17 protein-coding genes are annotated in these 24,626 nt (G+C 49.7%); 12 read left to right on the forward strand and 5 right to left on the reverse strand.

Annotated features, from left to right (window positions below; genetic code table 11):
• Positions 1-105: 105 nt before the first annotated feature.
• Together Pan241w_RS06495 and Pan241w_RS06500 are read right to left on the reverse strand one after the other, a co-directional pair.
• Positions 106-2,520, reverse strand: coding sequence for an O-antigen ligase family protein (locus Pan241w_RS06495; protein ID WP_145212683.1), 2,415 nt, complete (start codon positions 2,518-2,520; stop codon positions 106-108).
• Entirely contained in the window at positions 2,513-3,637 is a 1,125-nt protein-coding gene (locus tag Pan241w_RS06500; RefSeq protein WP_232107373.1) for an MraY family glycosyltransferase, read from the reverse strand. Before Pan241w_RS06500 ends, Pan241w_RS06495 begins: the two co-directional genes overlap by 8 nt.
• Before the next feature lie 197 nt (positions 3,638-3,834).
• Between Pan241w_RS06500 and Pan241w_RS06505 the strand changes: the two genes are divergently transcribed.
• On the forward strand, positions 3,835-4,680 hold the full coding sequence (locus tag Pan241w_RS06505) for a hypothetical protein (protein ID WP_145212689.1): 846 nt from the start codon (positions 3,835-3,837) through the stop codon (positions 4,678-4,680).
• 27 nt (positions 4,681-4,707) lie between these two features.
• Here Pan241w_RS06505 and Pan241w_RS06510 read toward each other — a convergent pair whose 3' ends face one another.
• Positions 4,708-6,339 carry a sulfatase family protein gene (locus tag Pan241w_RS06510; RefSeq protein ID WP_232107374.1) on the reverse strand — a complete coding sequence of 544 codons (1,632 nt, stop codon included), beginning with the start codon at positions 6,337-6,339 and terminating at the stop codon, positions 4,708-4,710.
• Between the two features lie 419 nt (positions 6,340-6,758).
• Between Pan241w_RS06510 and Pan241w_RS06515 the strand changes: the two genes are divergently transcribed.
• From Pan241w_RS06515 to Pan241w_RS06535, 5 genes are all read left to right on the forward strand, one after another.
• Positions 6,759-7,220, forward strand: coding sequence for a tetratricopeptide repeat protein (locus Pan241w_RS06515; protein ID WP_145212690.1), 462 nt, complete (start codon positions 6,759-6,761; stop codon positions 7,218-7,220).
• Positions 7,221-7,723: 503 nt separating this feature from the next.
• Positions 7,724-8,827 (forward strand): DUF6655 family protein, encoded by a 1,104-nt coding sequence (locus Pan241w_RS06520; protein WP_315940505.1) that lies wholly within the window; start codon positions 7,724-7,726, stop codon positions 8,825-8,827.
• A gap of 430 nt (positions 8,828-9,257) precedes the next feature.
• Entirely contained in the window at positions 9,258-9,791 is a 534-nt protein-coding gene (locus tag Pan241w_RS06525; RefSeq protein ID WP_145212694.1) for a hypothetical protein, read from the forward strand.
• Positions 9,792-9,946: 155 nt separating this feature from the next.
• The gene (locus Pan241w_RS06530; protein ID WP_232107375.1) at positions 9,947-11,416 is read left to right on the forward strand and encodes a sulfatase family protein; all 1,470 of its coding nucleotides are present in this window, start codon (positions 9,947-9,949) and stop codon (positions 11,414-11,416) included.
• Positions 11,417-11,524: 108 nt separating this feature from the next.
• Positions 11,525-12,193: a 3-keto-disaccharide hydrolase gene (locus Pan241w_RS06535; RefSeq protein ID WP_145212695.1), complete on the forward strand. Its 669-nt coding sequence runs from the start codon at positions 11,525-11,527 to the stop codon at positions 12,191-12,193.
• Between the two features lie 99 nt (positions 12,194-12,292).
• On the opposite strand, the gene Pan241w_RS06540 is transcribed toward Pan241w_RS06535, so the two are convergent.
• Complete coding sequence (locus Pan241w_RS06540) at positions 12,293-14,047, reverse strand: proline--tRNA ligase (protein WP_145212697.1); 1,755 nt, start codon at positions 14,045-14,047, stop codon at positions 12,293-12,295.
• 423 nt (positions 14,048-14,470) lie between these two features.
• On the opposite strand from Pan241w_RS06540, the gene Pan241w_RS06545 reads away from it, so the two are divergent.
• From Pan241w_RS06545 to gcvT, 6 genes are all read left to right on the forward strand, one after another.
• Positions 14,471-15,442: a 3'-5' exoribonuclease YhaM family protein gene (locus Pan241w_RS06545; protein WP_145212699.1), complete on the forward strand. Its 972-nt coding sequence runs from the start codon at positions 14,471-14,473 to the stop codon at positions 15,440-15,442.
• Between the two features lie 4 nt (positions 15,443-15,446).
• Positions 15,447-17,735 (forward strand): ribonuclease R, encoded by a 2,289-nt coding sequence (rnr, locus tag Pan241w_RS06550; protein WP_145212701.1) that lies wholly within the window; start codon positions 15,447-15,449, stop codon positions 17,733-17,735.
• A 386-nt stretch (positions 17,736-18,121) separates the two neighbouring features.
• The gene (locus Pan241w_RS06555) at positions 18,122-18,865 is read left to right on the forward strand and encodes a succinate dehydrogenase cytochrome b subunit (protein WP_145212703.1); all 744 of its coding nucleotides are present in this window, start codon (positions 18,122-18,124) and stop codon (positions 18,863-18,865) included.
• A gap of 75 nt (positions 18,866-18,940) precedes the next feature.
• Positions 18,941-20,872, forward strand: a complete 1,932-nt coding sequence (locus tag Pan241w_RS06560; protein WP_145212705.1) for a fumarate reductase/succinate dehydrogenase flavoprotein subunit — start codon at positions 18,941-18,943, stop codon at positions 20,870-20,872.
• Entirely contained in the window at positions 20,872-21,633 is a 762-nt protein-coding gene (locus tag Pan241w_RS06565; RefSeq protein WP_145212707.1) for a succinate dehydrogenase/fumarate reductase iron-sulfur subunit, read from the forward strand. Before Pan241w_RS06560 ends, Pan241w_RS06565 begins: the two co-directional genes overlap by 1 nt.
• Before the next feature lie 312 nt (positions 21,634-21,945).
• Positions 21,946-23,043 (forward strand): glycine cleavage system aminomethyltransferase GcvT, encoded by a 1,098-nt coding sequence (gene gcvT / locus Pan241w_RS06570; RefSeq protein ID WP_145212709.1) that lies wholly within the window; start codon positions 21,946-21,948, stop codon positions 23,041-23,043.
• A 100-nt stretch (positions 23,044-23,143) separates the two neighbouring features.
• Here the strand turns inward: gcvT and Pan241w_RS06575 are convergent, their stop codons facing one another.
• Positions 23,144-24,184 (reverse strand): fatty acid desaturase family protein, encoded by a 1,041-nt coding sequence (locus Pan241w_RS06575; protein WP_145212711.1) that lies wholly within the window; start codon positions 24,182-24,184, stop codon positions 23,144-23,146.
• Positions 24,185-24,626: the final 442 nt, after the last annotated feature.

Below are 24,626 nucleotides of genomic sequence, written 5' to 3' on the forward strand. Positions count from 1 at the left end.
TTCCACCAGCAAAGAAGTCGTATAAGTGAGATAAAATAATCTGTATTGGAACTGAGGTACTGATTTCGGTACCTGTTGTTATTATGAGGTGCAGGACGCCTGAGTTCAATTCTGATTCGTTTGTGTTACGTTAATTATTTCTTTCATTCGACTTAATGTCTCGTCATTCAAATATTTGTCGACATGTTGGGCACGACGATTGGCTTCATCCAGCTCAACTGCCCGCTCTGCCTGTTCATGGCTCTTTCTGGTTTGGCGAGCAGCGAATAACGCTTCCGCATAAGCCGCCCGATAGCGGGCATTGTGGGGGTATCCACTAACTGCCTGTTTCAGGTTTTCGAGGGCGCCGTCCAGATCCTCCTGTTTTTGTGATGTTTGATATTGCTGATAAAAGTGTTGTCCTAACTGAAAGTAGTTGAGCGGGTTTTTAGGATCACGCTGAATCGCGGCCTGACTCAGTTTGACCCCTTGTTCAAATGCATCCCGATTCTCAGCTCCTTGACGAAACTCTAGTTCAGCCAATGCCTGCCAGGGGGCTGGAGAGAGCGGGTCTGCCTGGCTGGCCTGCTGGAAATACCGTTGCGCAATTCGAGCGGAATTCCCGCGCAAGAGAACCTGCTCTCCTTCCCTTACGAGGTTTTTTCGCTCGATTGTTGGCGCAAATGACGATCTGATAAAGAAAAACGTAATCAGGAGACAGAAGATGAAACTGGCGGTTTTCAAATGTATAGTTTTGAATGGCAATGCTGGAACAGAATGGTTGCTGGTTGTCTCGTTTTTCTCACTGACTTTGAGTGGTGTTGTCACTGGAAATGCGAATGCCAGAAGCAGAAGCCAGGTTTGGGTCACCGCTGGCATGGCAATTCCTCCAGCGCCCAGCAGATGAATACACAGCGCAACAAAAGCAGACGCTAAGGCCAGAGGCACAAAGGACGCTGCTGAGTTCTTCCAATCTGATTCATGCAAGGCTTGCCAACCGACATTGAGGGTAAAAAAAATCACCAGCCAGCCCAGGCAGAACAGCCAGAGTCGAATTTCATCAATGGATTGCAAGAATAATTGCTCCCCCCACAGCAGAGGAAATGAGAGCACAAAACCCAGCAATAACAGGATTTGATCCGGAGAGAAGTGAAGATGGGGGGCGCTGGTGTTCAATTCCGTGTTCTCAGAGACCGGTAGAGGCTTGATCAGCCAGCGATAGGCGGCCAAAGCGAGAATGGCCAGCAGCCCTGCAAATGCGATCAGGCCGGCATTCGCCCAGACATCGAGAAACATGTTATGGGGATCAGAAATTTCTTCGCTGGAACCGGGTAGTTTGTGTTTGAGATAGTGATTACGGAAATTTCCCGGCCCTGTGCCCCACAAGGGGTTTTCCTGAATGACATCCCAGGTCCCCGTCCAGTATTCCAGACGATACTGGAGTGATTTGGGAGCTTCAGTCAAAACGGCCCGGTCAAAGCCGCCACTGAATGTTGCCAGCAGGAAGAAGCCGAGAACGACAATCATGCCGCCGATGCCCCATTTGAGGGCTTGCTTCTTCCAGAGCGCTCGTTGTTCCTTTGTGCCTTGTCGTTTTTGAATCAGCTTTAAGAGTGCGAGACTGACCAGACCTCCCATGACGCCAACCCAGGCAGTACGACTCTTGGTCAGGATCAGGCAATAGCCGATCAGAATCGTGGGGAGTACCAGGATCCAGGATTTGAAGCGATCCGATTTCGAAGCGGCGTTTGCGGTTTTGGAAAACAAAACAGGAATCGTTTGTGCAAATGTAATCAGGAAGCCAACCGCCAGCAGGCCTGCAAAAGTATTTGCCAGAGCAAACATGCCCAGGGGTTCCGAGCTGTCGAGCAGCCGTTGTTCAAACAACTTTTGCCCACTGCCTGTAAGCGAATCTGCAGGAACGCCCATTGAGTTCAATTGTTGCTGGAACCGGGCACGTTCTGCAGGAGAATCAGCCGCATCATATTGTTGTCGTACAGACAGGTATTCTTGAGCCAGTTGGTCGTACATCCAGTGATGTTGCCAGATCCCGTAGATTGAGAGCAGCACAATGGTGGTCAAGAATCCCTGTAATAATGTGGTGCGCAGCGATGTCGTCGCAATCAGGCGACGGGTCAGAGAAAAAGTCAGTCCTAAACCGACCCATTCCCACATCATATTCAAGGCGGCTCGTTGTTGACCTTCTGCAGTATAGATCATGACCAGTGTTGAGATAACTTGTCCCAGGACCAGTAGCCAGACACCCAGATCGTAGCGGTCTGCCCGAAAGACGCGGGTACGCTCTGTGAGCAACGTGCCGCAAAACAGTATCGCCAGGATGAACCATCCGAATGTGATGGCCAGGGTCTCTCCTTGAGGCGCTGATTCGGCAGGGAGGAAATAGCGGGCCGTAATCAGAGTGCCAATCAGAAACAGCTGAATGCCGTTCAGCAGCCCGGATAGTCTACCGAATGCGGGCGCAGCTGACGTAGAGGTGGCTTGAGTCGACTGCGATCGGTTCTGTTTTCGGCGTTTACTCATTCCGATTTTTCCGACCAACGTTCTCCAGAATCGTCACGATACACAGCACGCATAAAATCATCAATATGACGAGCAGGGCGGCATTCCAGGTAGAGACTTCGTATAAAATCAGTCCCCCCACGCCGGTCGTCAGTGTCGCCAGATGGATGGTCAGCACAGTATCACGTTTACTCAGTCCCAGTTCTACCAGCCGATGCGAAAAATGACTTTTGTCAGCATGAAAAGGACTGCGTCCTTCTTTCAGACGAATAATCATGACTGTGCAGAAATCATAGAGGGGAATCGCCAGAATGCAAAGTGGAGCCAGAATAACATGACGACTGGCAACCGATGCTCCCGCAGGGGCATCTCCAGGATAAAAGGTTCCCAGAATGGTCATTGTCGAAAGGATCAAACCGATAAAGTAGCTGCCGGAATCTCCCATGAAAATCTTTGCCGGAGGCCAGTTGTGACATAAAAAACCGGCAATCGAACCGGCGAGCACCAGCAACACACCAGCCACCAGCCAGCGAGGTTCACCCGTGAATCGCAGCATGATCAACGCGAACAAAATCGCTGCGATCAATCCGATGCCCGATGTCAGTCCATCCATGTTATCCAGAAAGTTCAAGGAATTGACCAGGACGATAATCCAGGCCATTGTCAATACGATGCCGACCCAGGGTTGCTGAATAAAGAGCGTTCCTCGTATGCCGGCCATAACGAGTCCCAGTGCGACCAGTAATTGAATGGCCAGGCGGGGTTTCCAGGAGATGTTGTGTTTGTCATCCAGCAGCCCCATCACCGCCAGCACGGTGCCTCCCCCGAGCACGGTCCATAATTGACCAGAGCGATAGAGGACTCCCTCTAAATGGGGGACCAGTTCCTGGGGAATCCAGCTGGTCGAGAGGCCTGTTTTTAAAATCACCAGTACGGTCAATTGAGCGACGGCGATGGGAACCACCACTCCCAGCCAGATGCCCACGCCACCTCCCAGGGGGGTCGGCGTGGTGTGTACTTTTCTGTGCGCAGGCTGGTCTATGAGGCCCCATTTCGGAGCCAGTTTGCGCATGGCAGCAGTGGAGAGGAACGAAATCAGAAACGCAGGGACCAGGCAAGCAATGACAAAGAATAACATTACAGATGACATTCAGGATAAAAAATGGAGAGTCTTGCGATATATGTCCTAGTTTGGCTGACAAAACGATTTAGTGGTAGCGAAAAATGGTTTTCTCCTTCGTTTTCGATTGATATATCTGGTGCATGACTTAAAGTTGATTCTATCTGTATAACCTGTGAAACCGCTATGTCTTATGGAGCCATCAAACCGCGGCAATGAACAAATTATTTGAGGGTGAGTTTCAATTTAATCTGGCCAGCCGTCCCAACTGGGAAACGGGCGCCAGGCACCGTGAAACACTGATGAAGTATCTGACTGGTCTCGTGGGAGACCGACAGGGGCGGCTCTGTGTGCTGGGAGCGGGAAACTGCAATGATCTTGATCTGAAGCGACTGTTGCAGGTGTATAGTGAGGTTCATCTGGTTGACCTGGATGAGAGCGCTTTGGAGTACGGCGTTCAATCTCAAGAGGTAGCCGATGATCCCCGGGTCTTTCGCTATGTGCGGGATCTCACCGGGGCAGGTGAGGAGCTGGCTGGCTTTGAGGCAGCCAGTACTTTGCCGGAGACTGATTTGAGTGAAATCATCCAGCGGTTCTCTCAACCTGCTGCATTGGATCTGCCCGGCCCGTTTGATGTGGTCTGTTCGACGTGTGTGCTGAGCCAACTGATTCTGCAGGCCGTGAATGCCGTCGGGGATACGCATCCTCAGTTTGAGCAACTGATGGTTGCGATTCGTTCACAGCATTTTCAAACCATTGTGGATCTCATCAAGGAGGGGGGAGCGGGTTTAGTTGTGAGTGATTTTGTATCTTCCGAATCAGCAACAGACTTGAAAGACGTGCCCGATTTTCAATTCACTCAATATCTCTCGCAGTTGCTTTCGTCGCGCAATTTCTTCCATGGCGTCCATCCGGGCGTGCTTTTTTCCCAACTGAAAGGGAATGCTCCGCTGGCTGGTCTGGTTCAGAATGTGGAAATGCTGCCGCCGTGGCGCTGGGATCTCGGATCACGACAATACGCGGTTGCCGCAATCCGATTTCATCGCCTGCCTCGTTCCTGATTCCGCAAGAAGGAGCGGACGCCCGGTTTAGTTTTTCCGGGCAGGTTTCTTTTTCTTTTGAGCCGCGCCGCTGTTGCGAGGCTTGAGATGGAGCGAAGGAGGATCTTTCTCTACCGAGCCCGTGTCATCAGGAACCTTGTACTGTGTTTGCAGGCGTTTTAATTCTGCTTTCAGATCGGTCACGACCTGAGCATACTCCGGATCGGCATAGACGTTTTTCATTTCGCGGGGATCTTTTTTCAGATCATAAAGTTCCCATTCGCCGAGATTATAGAAGTCGATCAGTTTATACCGCTTGGTGCGGACTCCATTATGCCGACGAACCATGTGGGCGGATCGGCGGTTGTTATAAAATTCGTAATAGTGATAGTAAAGGCTTTCACGCCATTTCTCGTTGTTACCTTTAAACAAGGGGACCAGGCTGACCCCTTGCATGTCGTCTGGAATGGGGGCGCCTGCCAGATCCAGAAATGTTTCTGCGAAGTCGAGGTTGGAGACCAGATCGTTATTGATGCTGCCGGCTTTGATGACACCTGGCCAGCGCACCAGAAACGGCATACGATAGGATTCTTCGTACATGAAACGTTTATCAAACCAGCCATGATCACCGAGATAAAAGCCCTGGTCTGAGGAATACATTACAATCGTATTCTTTGCGAGGCCCGATTTTTCGAGGTAGTCCAGCATCCGACCGACATTATCATCGACCGAGGCGACACAGCGCAGGTAGTCTTTCATGTATCGCTGATATTTCCAGCGGACCAGATCTTTCCCGGTGAGATTGGCTTTCCGGAAGGCTTCGTTTTTGGGTTCGTAAGCGGCATTCCAGACCTTTAACTGCTCGGGAGTCAGGTTTCTGGGTGGCGTTAATTTCAGGTCGAAGGGAGTCATGGTTTTGGCGATGGTCATATCCTGCTGTTTGGCAGCTGTGCCGCGTCCCTCATAATTGTCGAACAGGTTGTCGGGTTCGGCTATGGTTACGTCATCGTACATGTGTAGATGTTTGGGACCGGGTTGCCAGTTACGATGTGGCGCCTTGTGCTGGAACATCAGCATAAAAGGCTTATTGGGATCGCGGCTGTTTTTGAGGTAGTCGAGGGCCAGGTCGGTAATGATGTCGGTTGTGTAGCCGACGTGCTTGACGCGCTCGCCGTTGCGGATCATCGGGGGATTATAATAGGGGCCTTGACCGATCAGGATTTCCGAGTAATCAAAACCCGTTGGTTGAGTTGCCAGGTGCCATTTCCCCACGATCGCGGTCTGGTAGCCATTTTTTCGGAGGATCTTGGGAAAGGTCTGTTGTGAGCCGTCAAATTTATTGCCGTTCTGTTTGAAGCCGTTCAGGTGGCTGTGCTTGCCTGTCAGAATCACGGCGCGGCTGGGGCCACAAATACTGTTCGTGCAGAAGCAGTTATTAAACCGCATTCCTTCTCGGGCAATCCGGTCAAGATTTGGTGTCTGATTGACTTTAGAGCCGTAGCAGCTCATCGCGTGGGAGGCATGGTCATCTGTAAAAATGAAAAGGATGTTCGGTCGTTGTTGTTCAGCCGCATGGGCTTTTGAATTTCCCAGGCCCATCAGGGGAAAAGAGCAGCAGAAGACCAGACTCAAAATGAGTGAAAGGGAAAAACGGGGTGATGGCTTCAAGCGCGGCAGCATAAGGTTCATCCTCAGTCTTAAAAAGAAGATCTGTTTTCAAGCAGTTCAAATGATGAATGTGTTTGAGCTCTATCATGCAGGTTTCGAGGGGGAAGTGCAAGTTTTGTGATGTGCTGTGAACAGGATTGCATGCAGAGACATCAACCAGGAGTGATGTAGAAATTACAGATGAATTCAGGGTAGAAAGTGCATTCTTCCCCGTTTCTTCGGATACGAAGTAATTTTTCTTGTTGCTAAAAAGTGTTTGAGTGTAGCGAGATAGGAGAATTTAATTGTGGTGATCTGTTGATTGGTACGAGGGTTGCTTTTGAGAACCTGTATGAGTTTTTGTGTCTCAGAGGATTGAGACCTGTCATGGAAACAGAAATGCAGCCGGGCAATGGATTGCTTGCCCCACCGGTAAAAAAAGGAATTGAATAATGTTAGAAAATGTTTCTCCCAAAGTGATTCACAAGATTATGGCCGCCGAAGGATATCTGGAACTGGGCATGCCCATACAGGCACTCGATGCATTGCACTCGATGGAAGACGCTGGCGTGCTCGAAGCGATGCGGCTCTATCTGATTGGAGAAGCCTACCGTCGTCAGGAAAAGTATCATGAAGCAATTGAACCATTACATCAGGCAGCGCGTCTGTTTCCTGTGATGGAAAGCCGCAAGGCCTGGAGTTCGTTGAGCGAATGTTTTCGCCTGGGAGGCTATCACGAACTGGCTGAAGTCGCTTCCTTGACCGCCGAAGCGGTCGAAGAGATCGAAGTGACCTGTGCGGTTTTGAGCCTGACTGAAACGCAAAAAAAGGCGTTTGAGTGGAATGATCTTTCTTCCCGGATGTCCAGTTTCACTGAGTTCAACCGGTTTAGTGCCCCCCGGATTCCCCGCTGAAACATCGGAAATTATCAGAATTCTTGTTATAGTGAGTTTTGTGAAATAGATATAAGGTGTTTTATTGTATTGTTTTATGTCGATTTACTTGTGTTGAAAATCATATTTGAGTTTCGCGATGCGTTCGTTATACTCCGCCCCTGAGCTGATTTCTTAAATCCTCTCACTTAAGGATTCACTCAGATTCACCTGTGTCTTTGATCGTATCCCATACGCATCAGGGCAGAGTCACAACCTCCTGGTCCAAGTTCCTTTCTGGTTCTGGCCACCTTTCCTACACAATAAAACAGAAATACGGATTCAATCATCAATGTTAGCATTGATGAAAAATGATGACGTATGGACGTTCCCTTTCACACTGTGTTTCCGGGCTACTGTCTGTTGGGATTTCTCAAACGGTCAGTGGAAATCGTGTTGACAAATTTGTGCTGAAAAGACGATCGCCACAACTCATGTTTGATTTCAATCGATTCTTAAACAATCGCGTTCATACTTGTTTATGTATGTTATTGCTGACTCTGTTATCAGGGTGCGGCAAGATGATCAGTAATAGTGCGACCGAGCAGTTATTGACTTCTGATGCGGTGGATCAAACCATTTCTCACCTCGATTTCAGTACACTGGCGAATCAGAAAGTGTACTTTGATACGACGTATATCAGAACTGTAAAAGGGATTGGCTTTGTGAATGCTGATTATATTATCAGTTCACTGCGACAACAGATTGTGGCGGCCAATTGCCTGATTCAAGAGAAAAAAGAAGACGCCGATTATGTCATCGAGGCGCGTGTGGGTACACTGGCCACCAACGGACATGAAGTGAATTATGGAATTCCTGCCAGTAATATGCTGAATTCTGCTGCCTCACTGGTTCCCACGGCTCCCGCAATTCCTACGATCCCAGAGATCTCTCTGGCGAAAAAGAATAATCAAACCGCAGCCGCAAAAATCAGTGTCTTTGCTTACAACCAGAAAACACGCGAGCGTGTCTGGCAATCGGGAGTGCTTCAGGCAAAGAGTTCCGCCCGCGATACCTGGATTCTGGGAGCGGGACCATTTCAGCGGGGATCGATTTATAAAGAAGGAACCCAGTTTGCCGGTTCCAAGATTGGGAATCCTTTAGCTAGTGGTGAAGAGTTTGCGAATGCGAGCACCGTTGATTATCGGGAACCTGCCCGCTTTGTTGAAACATCCAAAATGAAGACTGCCAAGACCGGGAAAGAGGCACCTAAACGAGAGGTGAAAACTCTGGAAGAGTGGATCGAAGCAGAAACGGCGGCAAAGGAAAAACAGAAAGCCGAAGCGGCTGCAAAAGCTCTGAAAGCAGGAGCCAAGCCAGATGCCACCAAAAAAGAAGAAGCAGCAAAAGTGGCAAAAACCGAAGCGGATGCTGAACCCAAGGTTGAAATTGATCCTTCTAAAATCAAGACCGTCCTCTTCTTGAAACCGGAGAAGGCAACCAGCCACCAGGACTGGTTACAAAGCGATCCTTCCCGGATCTCAACGGTCTGGCCTAAAGATCCCAAGCCGAACGAACAGAAGCCTCCCGCGACGATGCTCGAAAACTTTGAATTTGACGGCAAGTTTCGCAAAATTCTTGCTGAATAATTCCTGTTCGCCACGTATTGAAAGCAGAGGCTTTGGCAATCTGCTGTGGGAATCGAACATCAGTTCAGATTCGAGAGGCGAACCGGCTCCTGCTGCCGATTGTCTAAAGAAAAGCCCCTGCGAGGTGCAACCTGTGCAGTTTCGATGCACGTTGCAACCACTATGATATCAGGTTGGCTGTCAAAATGGCACTGTCTATGTTTGAGTGGAGACTGCCACTGTTGTTTAAGTTGTTATTCAGTAATGATTTACGTTTGTTAATAATGGTAAGGGAGGAGATTTGGCACATTCTATGCGGTAAAATTGATCCAGAGGACTCTCAACTACGTTTTTCCAGAATGGGAAAAAACAAATCTGGTCCAGAGGCGTTGATTTCCCGAAAAAATTCAACCAACTAAGTTCGCCAGATCAGGTGAAACTGGAGGTTATTATGATGATCCCTCGAATTCCTAAAAAAACAGTGCGAAGATTGATTGCTGCAGAAGGCTATCTGGAATTGGGGATGCCCCGTCAAGCACTCAGGGAGCTTGATAAAGTGAGTGATCCCGGTTCTCTCACCGCTTCCTATTCTTTTTTACGCGGGGAATCATTGAAACGAGTCGGACGTTATTCAGAAGCGATTCAACCTTTGCAATATGCGGCTGATTTATTACCGATACCCCATAGCCAGCTCCCTTGGAAGTCGTTGGGAGCCTGTTACCGAGAAAGTGGCCAGAATGATTTAGCGGAAACGGCAGAAAAAACGGCCGATGAAATTGCTTCTGAAGCAAATATCCATCTCCGTTTTGAACCACTGGGCGAACAGTTTAATCCGATCGTTCATCATGAAGTCCATCTCACCATTTCATTTGAACCGGTTCAAGAAGCCGAAGAATCAGATGTCGACGAGAACTCGTTTCTGGAAAATGAAACCGAGGAAACGGAAGATTTTGGAATTGATCCCGAAGGGGATTATGACGTTTGATTACTAATGATTGTTTATGAAACGGGTTTTGGAGAATCTTCAAAACCGATTTGCTACCTCAAGATTGAGATGTCTCTCCTGTTATAGTACCGTAGAGGGTGCTGTTTTTGACAGGTTCTCATTTCTCTCTGCTCTTTTAAATTGAGGTAGCGTGCATGTTGCATGTTCAAATGCGTTTGTGGAACTCTCTGCTTTGTCTTGTCTGCGTTGTTCTGCTGGCTTCCGCGAGTGAGGCTGCAAACAAACCAGCGCCATCCCGTCCCAATATCATCATGATCTTTGCTGATGATGTTTCCTGGAATGATCTGGGATGTTATGGGCACCCCTCGATTCGAACACCCAACCTGGATCGATTGGCGAAAGAAGGATTGCGTTTTGATAACGCGTATCTCACCACCAGCAGTTGCAGCCCCAGTCGATGCAGTGTGATCACCGGTCGCTATCCGCATAATACCGGCGCTCCCGAATTGCACACGCCGCTCCCTGAAGGGCAGGTTTTATTTCCCCAATTATTACAAGATGCCGGCTATTACACGGTCATTTCCGGTAAGCAGCATATGGGACCTTATGCGTTGACTGCCTTTGATCATGTTTCGAAAGGCAAGGGGCCGGGCCGGGAAGCCGACTGGGTTCCGATTCTTAAGAAACGCCCGAAAGACAAACCATTTTTTTGCTGGTTTGCTTCAGTGGATGCCCATCGGAAGTGGCAAGCGTCTAACGAATATCAACCTCACAAACCCGATGAGGTTGTCGTACCTCCTTATCTGATTGATGCACCAGAAACACGTAAGGATCTCGCGCAATACTATGATGAAATCAGCCGCATTGATTTCTTTACTGGCAAAATACTGGATGAACTCGATGCGCAGGGAATCGCTGACAACACACTCGTTCTGTTTTTCGCCGACAATGGTCGTCCTTTCCCCCGGTGTAAAACCAGACTGTATGATAGTGGCATCAAAACACCGTTGATTGTGCGCTGGCCTGCCGCCGTCAAGCCGGGAACCGTGAGCAAGAGTCTCGTCAGCACGATTGATCTTGGCCCGACGTTTCTTGAAGTGGCGGGAGTCTCACCTGACCCGCGCATTCAGGGAGTCAGCTTTCAAAAAGTGCTTAAGCAACCCGATGACAAAGTGCGCGATTATGCGTTTGCCGAACATAACTGGCACGTTTTTAAGGCCCATGAAAGAATGGTCCGCTCGGGAGATATGCTTTACATTCGCAATGCCTGGCCGGAACAGAGGAACCTGTGTGTCGAATCGATTGAATTCCCTTCGGGCGAAGTGCTCTGGGAACGATTCAAGGCTGGCAAGCTGAACGAATTTCAGCAGGATGTCTTTTTGAAGCCTCGACCAGCTGAAGAACTCTATCTGGTCACAGAAGACCCGCATCAGTTTCAGAATCTGGCTTCGAAACCGGAGTATGCTGCCGACTTGACCCGACTCAGGAAGGTGCTGGATGAATGGACTGCGGAAACGGGGGATACCGTTCCCGAGAATCCGACGCTGGACCGGAATCAACGACCGGGGAAGCCAGCGCCGCCCGAGTTTGAACATCGTGAAATGCCCGGTGACGCCAGGCAGGCGACGACGATCAATACACCGGGACCGATTCTGGCTCCGTAGTGGAATTGATAGTACGGCGGCCGCTCGATTTGTAACGCCTGCTTTGTTAAGATGGCGAATCTGCTTTAGATCTACTAACAACACTGAGACTTTTTTTGGAGAGAAAACATGACACGAACTCGCGTATTAGGAATCAGTATGGCTGTCCTGGCGGCTGTTTGTCTGACAGGCAGCGTTCAGGCGGGTGACAAGTCCGGCTGGGTGAATCTGTTCAATGGTAAAAACCTCAATGGTTGGGTGCAGCACAATGGAACCGCCACCTACAAAGTCGTCGATGGTACGATTGAAGGGACAACTTCCGAAGGCAGCCCTAACTCATTCTTGTGCACTAAGAAAAAGTATGGAAACTTTGAGCTGGAGTTTGAAGTTAAAGTTCACAATCAATTGAACTCAGGTGTGCAGATTCGTAGCCAGCAGAAGGACGGAAACGGTCGCGTCAATGGCCCTCAGGTGGAAATCGAAGCCAGTGGCGCAAATGGTGCCGAAGCCGGTTATGTCTATGGTGAAGCGACTGGACGTGGCTGGTTGACGCCTGAGAAACGGCTTAAGCCCCACAAGAATTTGAAAGATGGCGAGTGGAACAAATTCCGGATCGTTGCCAATGGTCCACGCATCCAGACCTGGATTAACGGCGAGAAGATCGAAGACCTGACCGACGAAGCGATTTATAAAACGCATCCCAAAGGATTCATCGGCCTGCAGGTGCACGGTATCAAAAAGGGAACCGGCCCTTATTCCGTAGCCTGGAAAGACATTCGGATCAAAGAACTGAAGTAGTCTCTTTGAACTGATCGACGACGAAATCAAAAAACAGCCGGCAGAGGTTTATTCTCTGCCGGCTGTTTTGATTCCGGTTTCGTCTTCAGGAAGGCTCTCTTACTCAGGGACGTTGGCTGCCTGATATTCTTCCTGCTTCTTCGCTTCTAATGCTTCCAGGATCGGAGCAATACCTGCATCGACGGCTATCATTTCCGCGTTTTCCGCCGTGCGCCATTTGGTTTCGATCTCACCATTCTTCAGTCCTTTGCCGCCGATGACGACGCGATAGGGAATTCCAATCAGGTCGGCGTCATTGAATTTGACTCCCGCGCGGGCATTGCGATCATCAAACAGTACGTCCACGCCAGCCGCTTTGAGCTCGCTGTAATAGCGCTCCGCGGTTTGCATGACTTCCTCATCCTTCGTGTTCAGAGGAATCACAAGGACTTCATAAGGGGCGATGGAAAGGGGCCAGATCAAGCCTTTCTCATCGTGGCGTGTTTCTGCCAGGCCGGCAACAATCCGGTTCACGCCGATTCCATAGCAGCCCATGATAATCGGATGCCGCTTTTCTTTTTCATCCAGGAATTGTGCATCGAGTGCTTCGGTGTACTTGGTTCCCAGTTTGAAGACGTGGCCGACTTCGATGCCGTGTACGATGGTCAGCGGCGCGCCACTTTTCGGGCAGGGATCGCCGGCTTCCGCGTTACGCAGGTCGTATGTCGTTTCCAGTTGATAGTCTCGGCCGACATTCACATTCAAGAGATGCGAGTCGGCTTCGTTGGCACCGGTGATCGCGTTTTCAATGACGGGGATGTCATGATCGGCGATGATTTTACACTTGATCCCCACAGGCCCGGCGAATCCGGTGGGAGCCCCGGTGACCTCTTGAACGGTTTTGTCGTCGGCCATTTCGACGGATGCCGCATCCAGGGCGCGGCGGATCTTGCCTTCATTGGCTTCGTGATCGCCGCGAATGAGCACGGCAACCGGTTCTTCATCGGCAACGTAGATCAACGTTTTGATCATCTGGGAGGGCTCACAGCCCAGAAGTTTGCTGACCTGTTCGATGCTGGTGGCTTCGGGAGTCGCTTGTTTTTCCAGCGTACCTGCATTCGCCGACGTCTTGATTTCGGGAGCTGTGCGACCTGTGTCAGCGCGTTCCATGTTGGCGGCATAGCCGGATGTTTCACAGTACACGATCGAATCTTCCCCGTTGTCGGCGGGAATCATGAATTCGTGAGACGCGTCGCCCCCAATCGGACCACTTTCGGCTTCGACAGGGAGGTATTTCAAACCGCAGCGTGCAAAAATCCGGCAGTACGCCCGATACATGCGGTCGTAGATTTCATCCAGTTGTTCAACCGAGGAGCTGAAGCTGTAAGCGTCTTTCATCAGGAATTCGCTCGTGCGTAAAACGCCGAAGCGGGGTCGCTCTTCATTTCGGAACTTGGTTTGAATCTGATACACGGTCAAAGGGAGTTGCTTGTAGCTACTGATGCAGTGACTCATTAAGTCGGTGACGACTTCTTCGTGAGTTGGCCCCAATGCCATGGGAATCTGGCGGTTGCCACGAGGGACGTCAAATTGAATCAAGACCGAACCGAAGGCTTCTTTACGATTCGTTCGTTCAAACAGTCCCAACGGTTGCAGGGCGGGCATGTGCAGTTCGGCGGCGTCAGCAGCGTTCATTTCTTCCCGGACAATCTGCGCTGCTTTCTGAATGGCTTTCCAGCCCAGTGGCAGATATGTATAAGCGCCGGCCATCAACTGGCGAATGAGCCCTGCGCGGAGCATTAACTGATGGCTGGGAATTTCCGCATCGGCGGGAACTTCTTTGATAGTCGGGATCAGGGTGTTTGACCAGCGCACGTTATTTCCTTAAGTATTTAATTTGAAAATGTTTACGTAGTTGGATGGGTCTCAGGTGAAGTCGGCGTCTCTCAACCTAAAGTACTCGGTCCAAATGGCCTGGGAGACGCTACAGTAAAACTGGACACAGTCTAGCAGAACAGATTCGTATTCAAAAGGTTCGGCCTGGACTGTCGGAAAAATATTCTCATTGCCCTAAGTATGGGCGAGAGAAAGTGTTGTTGTATTTTAATTGAGCTGGCAGAATCTCCGGTCAGTATGAAATTAGAAGCGGACAGAATCAAATGGGAGAGACTTTCAGAACGGACTGGTGTCGGACTTGTTGAGCAGAATCGAACGGCGTAAGATCGCTCTATTGTGTTTCTTAGCGAAACTTTAGATCGACAATAGCGTTTTAAAAGTGTTTCTGAAAGCCGACTCGAGATGTCTCGTCAATATATAAATCAGTTGAAAGATGGTGATACGGTCAATGAGGTTTTTCTGTTGGTTGATAAGCAGTTACGTGCCAACCGGAATGCCAGCCTGTTTTTATCAGCCGATTTGCGAGATTGTACCGGTGTCGTGAATGCCCGGATGTGGAATGTCGTTGAAGAACGGATGCAGCATTTTCAATCGGGAAATTACGTCCAGGCCAAAGGCAAGGTGCATCTGTTTCAGGGAACCTTGCAAATTATTCTGACTTATATCGAGCCCGTTTCCGCGGAAAATCTTGATCCCGCCGAGTTTCAACCACAGGCACCACAGGATGTGCAGCAGCTGCTGAGCAAACTCCGCGAGATGCTGTTGAGCATCGAAAACAATGAGATTCGCACGTTAATGGAGTGCTTTCTGGTTGATGAAGGGCTGATGGATGAATTCTGCAGAGCACCGGCGGGCGTCAAAACTCATCATGCCTATCATGGCGGGCTGATCGAGCATGTCGTCAATTTAATGGAGACAGCCCAGCGTGTGGCGGATTTGTATCCCAAAGCCGACATGAGTCTCTTGCTGGCGGGTGTCTTTTTGCATGATCTTGGCAAAGTGCGGGAGCTCGGTTACGAGAACGAATTCGTCTACACGGATGAAGGTCAATTATTAGGACACCTGATTATCGGTGTGGAGATGCTGACCGAGAAAATCAACGCTTATCAGGAAATGACGGGCGAATCGTTTCCGAAAGAGGCAGAACTGCGGCTGAAACATATGATTGTCAGTCATCATGGGACGTATGAATTTGGTAGTGCCCGCTTACCCATGACTCCCGAAGCGGTTGCCTTGCATCATCTCGATAACCTGGATGCCAAGGTCAATGAGTTTGCGCGATTCATTGACGACGACTTGAACTCCACATCGAACTGGACCCCCTATTCGCCCCGCTTGCAGCGAAAACTATTTAAGGGAATAACCGAGGACTGAGTTGATGCCCGATTTTGAGAAGAAAATTCTCGATTATGTAACCCGGCCCGGTTATACGCCCGTGCGTGAAAAAGCGCTGCTGAAAAAGGTGGGAGGTTCGAAGTCCACATCTGCGGAATTTGAGCAGGCAATCGAAACGCTGCGTTCCAGAAAGGATATTCTGGTTTCGGACTCGGGGCTGATTCGTCCGGTCAAAAAAGAGGGCTGGATTGCGGGAACCATTAAAAAGACCAGTTCTGGCGCGGGTTATCTGATTCCCCATCATAAACCGGATGATATCGCACACGACCAGCGTCACGCGGGCGATCTTTATATTTCTGAACGCGATCTGGGAGATGCCCATACGGGTGACGAAGTCTATGCCACGGTGATCAACCGCCGACGTAGCGGAGGCCAGATCTGCGGCCGGGTGGTGGAGATTATCGAACGGGCTTCGACGACTTTTGTTGGCACCTATTTTGAATCGCACGGCGAAGGTTATGTCCACGTGGACGGCAAAATTTTCAATTCTCCAATTCATGTAGGAGACCCGGGAGCCAAAGGAGTCAGTTCGGAAGACAAAGTGGTTATCGACATCCTGCATTTTCCTTCCAAGGATTATCTGGGGCAGGGCGTCATTTCCAAGGTGCTGGGTCCACACGGGAAGCCGGGCGTCGATCTGCTTTCGATCGTTTATGAATTCGGAATCCCGATGGAGTTTCCGGAAGAGGTGCTGAAAGAAGCCCGCGAGCAGGCCAGTCTGTTTGATGAAACAAAATTGGGAAACCGTCGCGATCTGACCAAAGAGACGATTGTGACGATCGACCCTGCCGATGCCCGCGATTTCGATGATGCGATTTCATTAACGCGAAACGAAAAAGGGCACTGGCTGTTAGGCGTGCATATTGCCGATGTGGCGCACTTCGTCAAAGAAGGTTCGATTCTGGATCGCGAAGCGAAGCGGCGGGGAACCAGCGTGTATCTGCCGGGCCAGGTGATTCCCATGTTGCCGGAAATCATCTCGAATGGATTGGCCAGCCTGCAGGAAGGTCAGATACGTTTCACGAAATCTGCCTTTATTGAGTTCACGGCTGAGGGGGTTCCCGTCCATACGGAGTTTGCCAATTCCGCGGTACAGGTAACACAGCGTTTTGCTTATGAACAGGTTCTGCCAATCATTCAGGGACGCGATGACGAAGGGAAAAATGTTTCTCCCCAAGTGCGAGAGTTGCTGAAAAACATGCATCATCTGGCGATGATTCTGCGGGGACGCCGATTCTCAGCCGGTGCGTTGGAGTTACATCTTTCGGAAGTCCGGCTCACCTTTGATGACAAGCACCGTGTGAGTGGCGCGGTCGAACGCGAGCATGATGAAAGTCATCAGATCATCGAAGAGTTTATGCTGGCCGCGAATATCTCTGTGGCGGAAGCGTTTAACGATCGGAATCTGCGATTTTTGAGACGCGTGCATCCCTCTCCGGAATTGCCGCGACAGGTCGCGTTTGCAGAATTCGTCAATGCGATGGGCTATACGCTTAAAAAAGCCCAGAGCCGTAAAGATCTCCAGCGATTGATCGAGCAGGTTCATGGAACACCTGTAGAACAGGCGATCAATTATGCGTTGCTGCGTAGTTTGAAACAGGCAGAATACACCGATGAGGAGTTAGGTCACTATGCTTTGGCCGTTGATCACTACTGCCACTTTACGAGCCCGATCCGCCGTTATCCTGATTTAACGATACATCGCATGATTGATGAAATACTGGAACGGCCGGACAAGGGGAAGGGGCAAAGCCCACAAGGGCTCAGGCAGTTGGGGCATGAGCTTTCCCTGCGAGAGCGTCGGGCAGAGTCGGCTGAGCGTGAGTTGACCAAAGTGAAACTGCTTTCATGGATGATTGAGAATAACATCAAGACCCTGAAAACCATGATCACAGGCGTCGAGACCTTTGGCCTGTTTTGTAGAGGGACGGATGTTCCAGTGGAAGGGCTGTTGCACATCAGCCGTCTAGGAAAGCATGATTACTTTCATCAGGACGCCGCCAAATTCAGTATTGTGGGTGAACGGACCGGGCAGGAATACCGGATCGGCGATTTCTTAACTGTGGAAGTCGAGAAGATCGATCTGGATCGCCGTGAGTTGGATTTCCGACTGCCCAGTTCTAAAAAGGTGGGAAAGACCTCAAACGCAGGCCCCTCTCGTCAGAAAAATAAAAAGTCGGCCAAGAAGTCTTCGTCAAAAGCGAAGCCGAACACGAAGAAGAAAAGCCGGAAGGTAAAATCACAACGCAGCAAGAAGAAAAAGAGAAAATAATCGTAAAGGTCAAAGGAGGAGCGGAGATCAATCGGCGTCTATCCGATGTAAAGAGAACAGAGGCGAGTAAAACATTAATTTGCCTCCAGATGAGGCGGAATGAATGGATATTCGGATGTTTCGATTGAAATCAGTCCGTCTTGCTCTAGAACTCAATGAAGAATGCCTGATATTTGGAAAAGCATCCAAGTTTATAATTAGGTAAAGATTGATGTTCCAAGGCAAAGAAATATAATAACTTAAGTAGTATCAGAAATCTGACTGCCCTTCCGTTGAGTCAGAACAGATTCAGAGCGAAAGGCTGTGAGCAGGGCGCTCAGATAAGATTTTCATATCACAAAATAGTTCACAGGATCGCCTCAGGGTAACCGGGCGAGAGCTTGATTATGGTGACGAAATTGAGTGAGAAACAACAGGCATCTCCGTCAACAGGCGGAAAATCAGCTACGAAATGGTTGATGACTTTACTCTCCTCTTCCATTGGTCAGAAGTTCGTGATGGGGATCACCGGGCTTTTACTGTGTAGCTTTCTGGTCGTGCATTTAGCGGGCAATCTGCTCGTGTATGTCGGGGCGGATTCTTACAATAACTACGCCCACGAATTGCATAGCATGATGCTGTTACCAGTTGCCGAAACCGGGCTGTTTCTGTTGTTGTTCGTGCATATTGCCCTGGCATTCAAATTGACTCGTGACAATCGCGAAGCACGTCATATCAGTTATCAGCAGACACAGAGCAAGATTGAGGAACCACCATCCATTTTCGGTCGCACTCCGATGGGACGGACCAGTTCCTGGATGTTTATTTCCGGTTCGATCATTCTGGCATTTCTGGTCATGCATATGATTGATATGAAATTGCAGGCGAATCCCACAGTCGATTACAAGGATGCAACACCTTACGGTATTATCATTCAGGTACTGGGTAGCAGTCTGAGTGCCCCCATTTATATTGTGGGAACGATTGTTCTTGGATTCCATTTATCGCACGGTTTCTGGAGTGCATTCCAGTCACTGGGTTTGAATCATCCCAAATATATGCCGCTGATCAAAAAACTGGCCATCCTGTTTGCGATTGTGATTGCCGTTGGTTTTGTCAGCTTGCCGATCTGGGGATATTTCATTCATTGATTCCAATCACTCAAGTATGTTTGTTGTCACAGCTCATTCTTTAGTTTAACAGTTTCCGTTTTGAAGGTTGATATCATGGCCGAGGCGGCTACGACGGTTTTAAATTCTCGCGTTCCTGAAGGTCCGATGGCCCAGAAATGGGACCGCTGCAAACAGGAAATGAAGCTGGTTAACCCGGCGAATAAACGGAAGAAGAAAATCATCGTTGTCGGGACTGGATTGGCGGGTGCTTCTGCGGCCGCTTCTTTGGCGGAGCTGGGCTATCAGGTGCAGTCGTTCTGCTTCCAGGATTCTCCGAGGCGTGCTCACAGTATCGCCGCTCAGGGGGGAATCAACGCCGCCAAGAATTACCCGAATGACGGCGACAGCGTCTGGCGGTTATTTTACGATACCGTCAAAGGGGGCGACTATCGCAGCCGTGAGGCCAACGTACATCGACTGGCACAAGTCAGTAATAACATTATCGATCAGTGTGCAGCCCAGGGAGTTCCTTTTGCCCGCGATTATGGCGGATCTCTGGCAAACCGCTCTTTCGGCGGAGCTCAGGTTTCGCGAACGTTTTATGCACGCGGTCAAACGGGCCAGCAGTTGCTGCTGGGAGCCTACAGTGCGTTAATGCGACAGGTCGGTGCCGGGCGGATTGAATTATTACCCAGGCGAGAAATGCTGGATCTGGTTGTGATTGACGGCGTCGCACGCGGCATTATTGTGCGGAACCTGATCACGGGCGAATTTGAAAAATATTCGGCAGACTGTGTCTTGCTTTGTACGGGCGGTTATGGAAACGCCTTCTATCTTTCGACGAATGCCAAAGGTTCTAATGTAACCGCTGCCTGGCGGTGCCACAAGCGGGGCGCTTTCTTTGCCAATCCCTGTTACACACAGATCCATCCGACCTGTATTCCCGTCAGTGGCGATTATCAGTCTAAACTGACGCTGATGAGTGAAAGTCTGCGAAACGACGGTCGGGTCTGGGTGCCTCAAGAACAAGGGGATAAGCGTCGCGGGAATGAGATTCCTGATGCAGAGCGGGATTACTATCTCGAGCGTCGTTATCCTGCGTTTGGAAACCTGGTGCCGCGTGATGTGGCTTCTCGGGCTGCAAAAGAACGCTGTGATGCTGGCTATGGCGTCGGTGCGACGGGCCAGGCGGTCTTCCTCGATTTCCGGGACGCCATTGCCCGTGACGGAAGACATGTGATCGAAGCGAAGTACGGCAACCTGTTCCACATGTATGCCAAGATTACCGGCGAAGACCCGTATCAGGTTCCGATGCGAATCTATCCCGCTGTCCATTATACGATGGGAGGCTTGTGGGTCGATTATCATCTGCAAAGTACGATCCCGGGCTTGTTTGTTCTGGGAGAAGCCAACTTTTCTGATCATGGTGCCAATCGTCTGGGAGCTTCGGCTTTGATGCAGGGACTGGCAGACGGTTATTTTGTGGCTCCCTATACGACAGGTCACTTCCTCGCTTCACACAGCTTGCCTTCTGTTTCAACGGACGATGAAGCTTTCACGGCTGCAATGGCAAATGCACAGGATCGGAATGCGAAAATTCTGGGAATCCAGGGCACGCGTTCGTCTGATAGTATTCATCGAGAACTGGGGCATATCCTCTGGGAATATTGTGGTATGTCGCGCGAACGCCAGGGGCTGGAAACGGCCATGGGTAAGATTCGTGATCTGCGAGATGAGTTCTGGTCCAGTATCAAAGTTATTGGCGAGGGGCAGCAGTTGAATCAGAATCTGGAACACGCCGGTCGTCTGGCCGACTTCCTGGAGTTTGGTGAGCTGATGGTGCGAGATGCACTGGTGCGTGAAGAGTCCTGCGGTGGTCATTTCCGTGAAGAACATCAGACTGCCGATAATGAAGCAAAACGTGACGATGAGAATTTCTGTCATGTCTCGGCTTGGGAGTTTACTGAGGTCGGAAAAGAACCAGTGGAACATCGTGAGCATTTAGAATTTGTCGAAGTACCTCTGACTACGAGGAGTTATAAATAATGAGCGAGACTTTGAATCTGACGCTCAAAGTTTGGCGACAGCCAGGACCTGATGCTGCAGGGCGTTATGTCGAATACAAACTGACCGACATTTCCACGCATATGTCGTTTCTGGAGATGCTGGATGTGCTGAACGAGCAGTTGCATGAAAAAGGCGAAGAGATGATTGCCTTTGACCATGACTGTCGTGAAGGCATCTGCGGCATGTGCAGCCTGATGATTAACGGTCAGGCGCACGGCCCTGATTCAGGCACGACCACCTGCCAGTTGCATATGCGACGTTTCAAAAATGGCGATACCATTGTGATAGAACCTTGGCGTGCCAAGGCATTTCCTGTCGTACGCGACCTGGTCGTAGATCGCAGTGCCTTTGATCGCATTATCGAAAAAGGGGGCTTCATTTCGGTCAGTACCGGGAATGCCCCTGAAGCCAATGCAATTCCGGTACCCGCGCATATTCAGGAAACAGCCATGGATGCGGCTGCCTGCATTGGCTGTGGTGCCTGTGCAGCAGCCTGTAAGAATGCTTCTGCGATGTTATTTGTGTCTGCGAAAGTGTCGCATCTCTCCACGCTGCCTCAAGGTGAGCCGGAACGTGCTTCCCGAGTGGAAAACATGGTGGCACAGATGGATCTGGAAGGCTTTGGAAATTGTACGAATACGGAAGAGTGCCAGGCTGCTTGTCCTGCGGAAATTTCCGTGTCGAACATTGCCCGTCTGAATCGGGAATATCTGCGTGCCAAGCTCTGCTCCAAAGAGTAGCGTTAGCAGGATTGAAACTCAAATTTTCAAAGCGAGGTTTTCATCCAGAAGGTCTCGCTTTTTTTCTGCGCCGAGTTTTAGAAAATTTAGATTCTGTCTGCCTGATGATTGCGTGATCGCAGACAAGCTTCCACAATAGAACAGCCTCGTTAAGACTGTGTCCAGTTTTACTGTAGCGTCTCCAGGGCCATTTGGACCGAGTATATTTGATTGAGAGACGCTATGATAAAATGCGATGCGCTCTAGAAATAGACCCCGTTTTATTTCCAGCAAAAATTCTGTTCAGAGCAGAAATAAAAAGAGAGAAATCCCGTGTCTGATTCATTGTTATCTACTGCCTGTCATCAATGGCATGTTGACCATGGTGGTCGCATGGTCGATTTTGCTGGCTGGGAAATGCCCCTGCTGTATTCCAATATTACCGCAGAACATCATGCTGTTCGAAAAACGGCCGGGTTGTTTGATATTGCCCATATGGGGCGTCTGTTTTTTTCCGGTCCGGATGCCTGCCGATTTCTGGATCGGCTGCTGACGAACAATGTGGAATCCCTCAAGCCGGGGCAGATTCGGTATTCGCTGGTGACGAACGAAGCAGGCGGAATTCTGGATGATGTGTTGGTTTACCGGTTTTCCGATTTTTATCTGCTGGTCGTCAACGCATCCAATCGTCTGAAAATTGTGGAGTGGATCGAGAAACAGCGAGCGGGCTTTGATGTTCAGATTGATGACCGGACCTGCGACAAATTCATGCTGGCTCTACAGGGACCTGAATCACTGGGCGTGTTGAACCCCCTGGCTGAAGCCGATCTGAGCGAGATCAAATATTATTATGGCGTGGAAACTCAGGTTTTAGGCGTTGATGCACTTGTCAGCCGAACCGGATATACGGGCGAAGACGGCTTTGAAGTCGTGCTGGATCAAGGACAGGCAGTCACGCTGTGGGAGCGTTTGATTGCGGACGGAGAGTCCGTCGGACTTGTTCCTGCAGGCTTAGGCTGTCGGGATACTTTGAGATTAGAAGCTGCTATGCCCTTGTATGGTCACGAGCTGGATGAGCAAACGGATCCGTTTACGGCTGGTCTGAATTTCGCCGTGAAATTACAGGCAGCCGACTTCATCGGCAAAGAGGCTTTGATTGCCGCCAAAGCCCGCGAAGATCGGAAAGTTCGTGTGGGCTTTACATTGGAAGGAAAACGGGCGGCTCGAGAAGGATGCCCGCTGTTTGAGGGAGATCAGCAGGTCGGGATTGTGACTTCCGGATCTTTTTCTCCAACACTCGATATGCCGATCGGGATGGCTTACGTTGAAGCGAAATTTGCAGAACCAGGACGGACCTTGGAAGCAGACATTCGAGGAAAACGATTTCCTGTCAAGCTGACAGAATTGCCGTTTTATAAACGCGACACTTAAGAAGCCACACTTGCCAGTCGACTGCAGGCTCTGAGATGGCTGCAGCCGAGTATGGTTTTGGGAACTCAGATGAGAAACTTCAGGTCAGTAAGAGCTCACACTAAGTCGGCTTGCTGACGTGGTCTTGATCAGCGAGGACTTCCTTCGCAACATCCTGCACGAAGTTATCGATCTGTTTTTTCTCTTTGGCGGGAGCGGGAGCTCCTGCATTCATGCCGACACCCGGTTTGAAAATGAATGACGGAGCCATGTCGATAATGGCGCCCCAGTAGCTGGTGAAGACCGGGTACTTGACATCCGGGTTCTGCTCCTTGTAGTCGTCCATTTTTTGCAGAAGTAAGTTATGGGCAATCCGAGGATGGCGGTGGTGTGGACCATGTACAAAGATATCAAAATTGAAGTAAGTACATAACCTGGTGATGATATTTGAGCCAACGACAGTACGCGTCCCCAACATCGGATCGTAGCTGCTCATGCCGAGATGCTCGGTAAATTTACGGGTGTTTTGATAGATTCCAGCGAGGTAGTGTGGCAGGAACCAGACCCGCAACAGGCCCCAGATAGCATCATAGTAGGCACAGAGGCCGATGACGGAGCCCCAGAACAAAACCATCGCCATGTACTCATAGCGGATGGCTTTTCGAAGCTTGGGGTCTTTCAGCGGCGAGTCCTTATGCCAGAAAATTCGACCATAAATGTAGGGAGCCATAAACAGACCCAGCAGCAGGTCAAACCAAATGAAAACTCTGCGAAAACCAAGTGAGGTATTCGGATCCGAATAAGGCCAGAGCTCCCAGTCACTCGGCTTATTTAAGTAGGCGTGATGACGAATGTGGCTTTCTCGATAGATCGTGTAAGGTACGAACATCGCTGTTCCCAGCACGCGTCCCAGCCAGATACTGGCATTTTTAGATCCGGACAGAGTGTGGTGAGAACATTCATGAAAGCAGCTGGTCCAGCAGAACAGGCAATAGGACGTAAATAAAGTCCAAAACGCTTGCCAGCCAATCGCATTGCTAGGCCAGTAAACGGCAAGGCACCAAAGTCCAACCAATCCCAGGGGTAAGAATAAAAAACGAGGTATGGTCGTTTTTTCTTCCAGGTCCTTCAGTTCTTGTTCAGTGAATTGTGTGACGGACACGTTTCGCTCCGGGTTTAATAAACTACCAGCACTTTTCTAATATTTTATTTAACCAGTTTGAGTAACACTTACGCGTTACAATAGATACAACTTAAACTAGATAAAATGGTACTCACTGAAAAACGGTGAGTCAACTAATCAGAAATTTCGGCCATTTGGGTTGATTACTGCATCATGTCTTATAATCTCGCGCTCATGATGGCTTTATTTTTGGGATTTTGACGATTCAGGATCAATGCGTGCAATGGGTATTTTACGAAATTTACATTGATCTGGGAGTATACAACCAGCACAAAATCGCACAATAATCTTTCTTATCGGTGAATCATCATTTTCCACTTTTAAAATTCATATATATTGCTAGAAGCCGAACGTCAAATTTTCTCTAATAGTCAGGTGAGAGTCTAAATTCTAGTCAAACCTTTGGCCTTTCAAACCGATA

This window comes from Gimesia alba (assembly GCF_007744675.1).
GTDB classification, from domain to species: domain Bacteria; phylum Planctomycetota; class Planctomycetia; order Planctomycetales; family Planctomycetaceae; genus Gimesia; species Gimesia alba.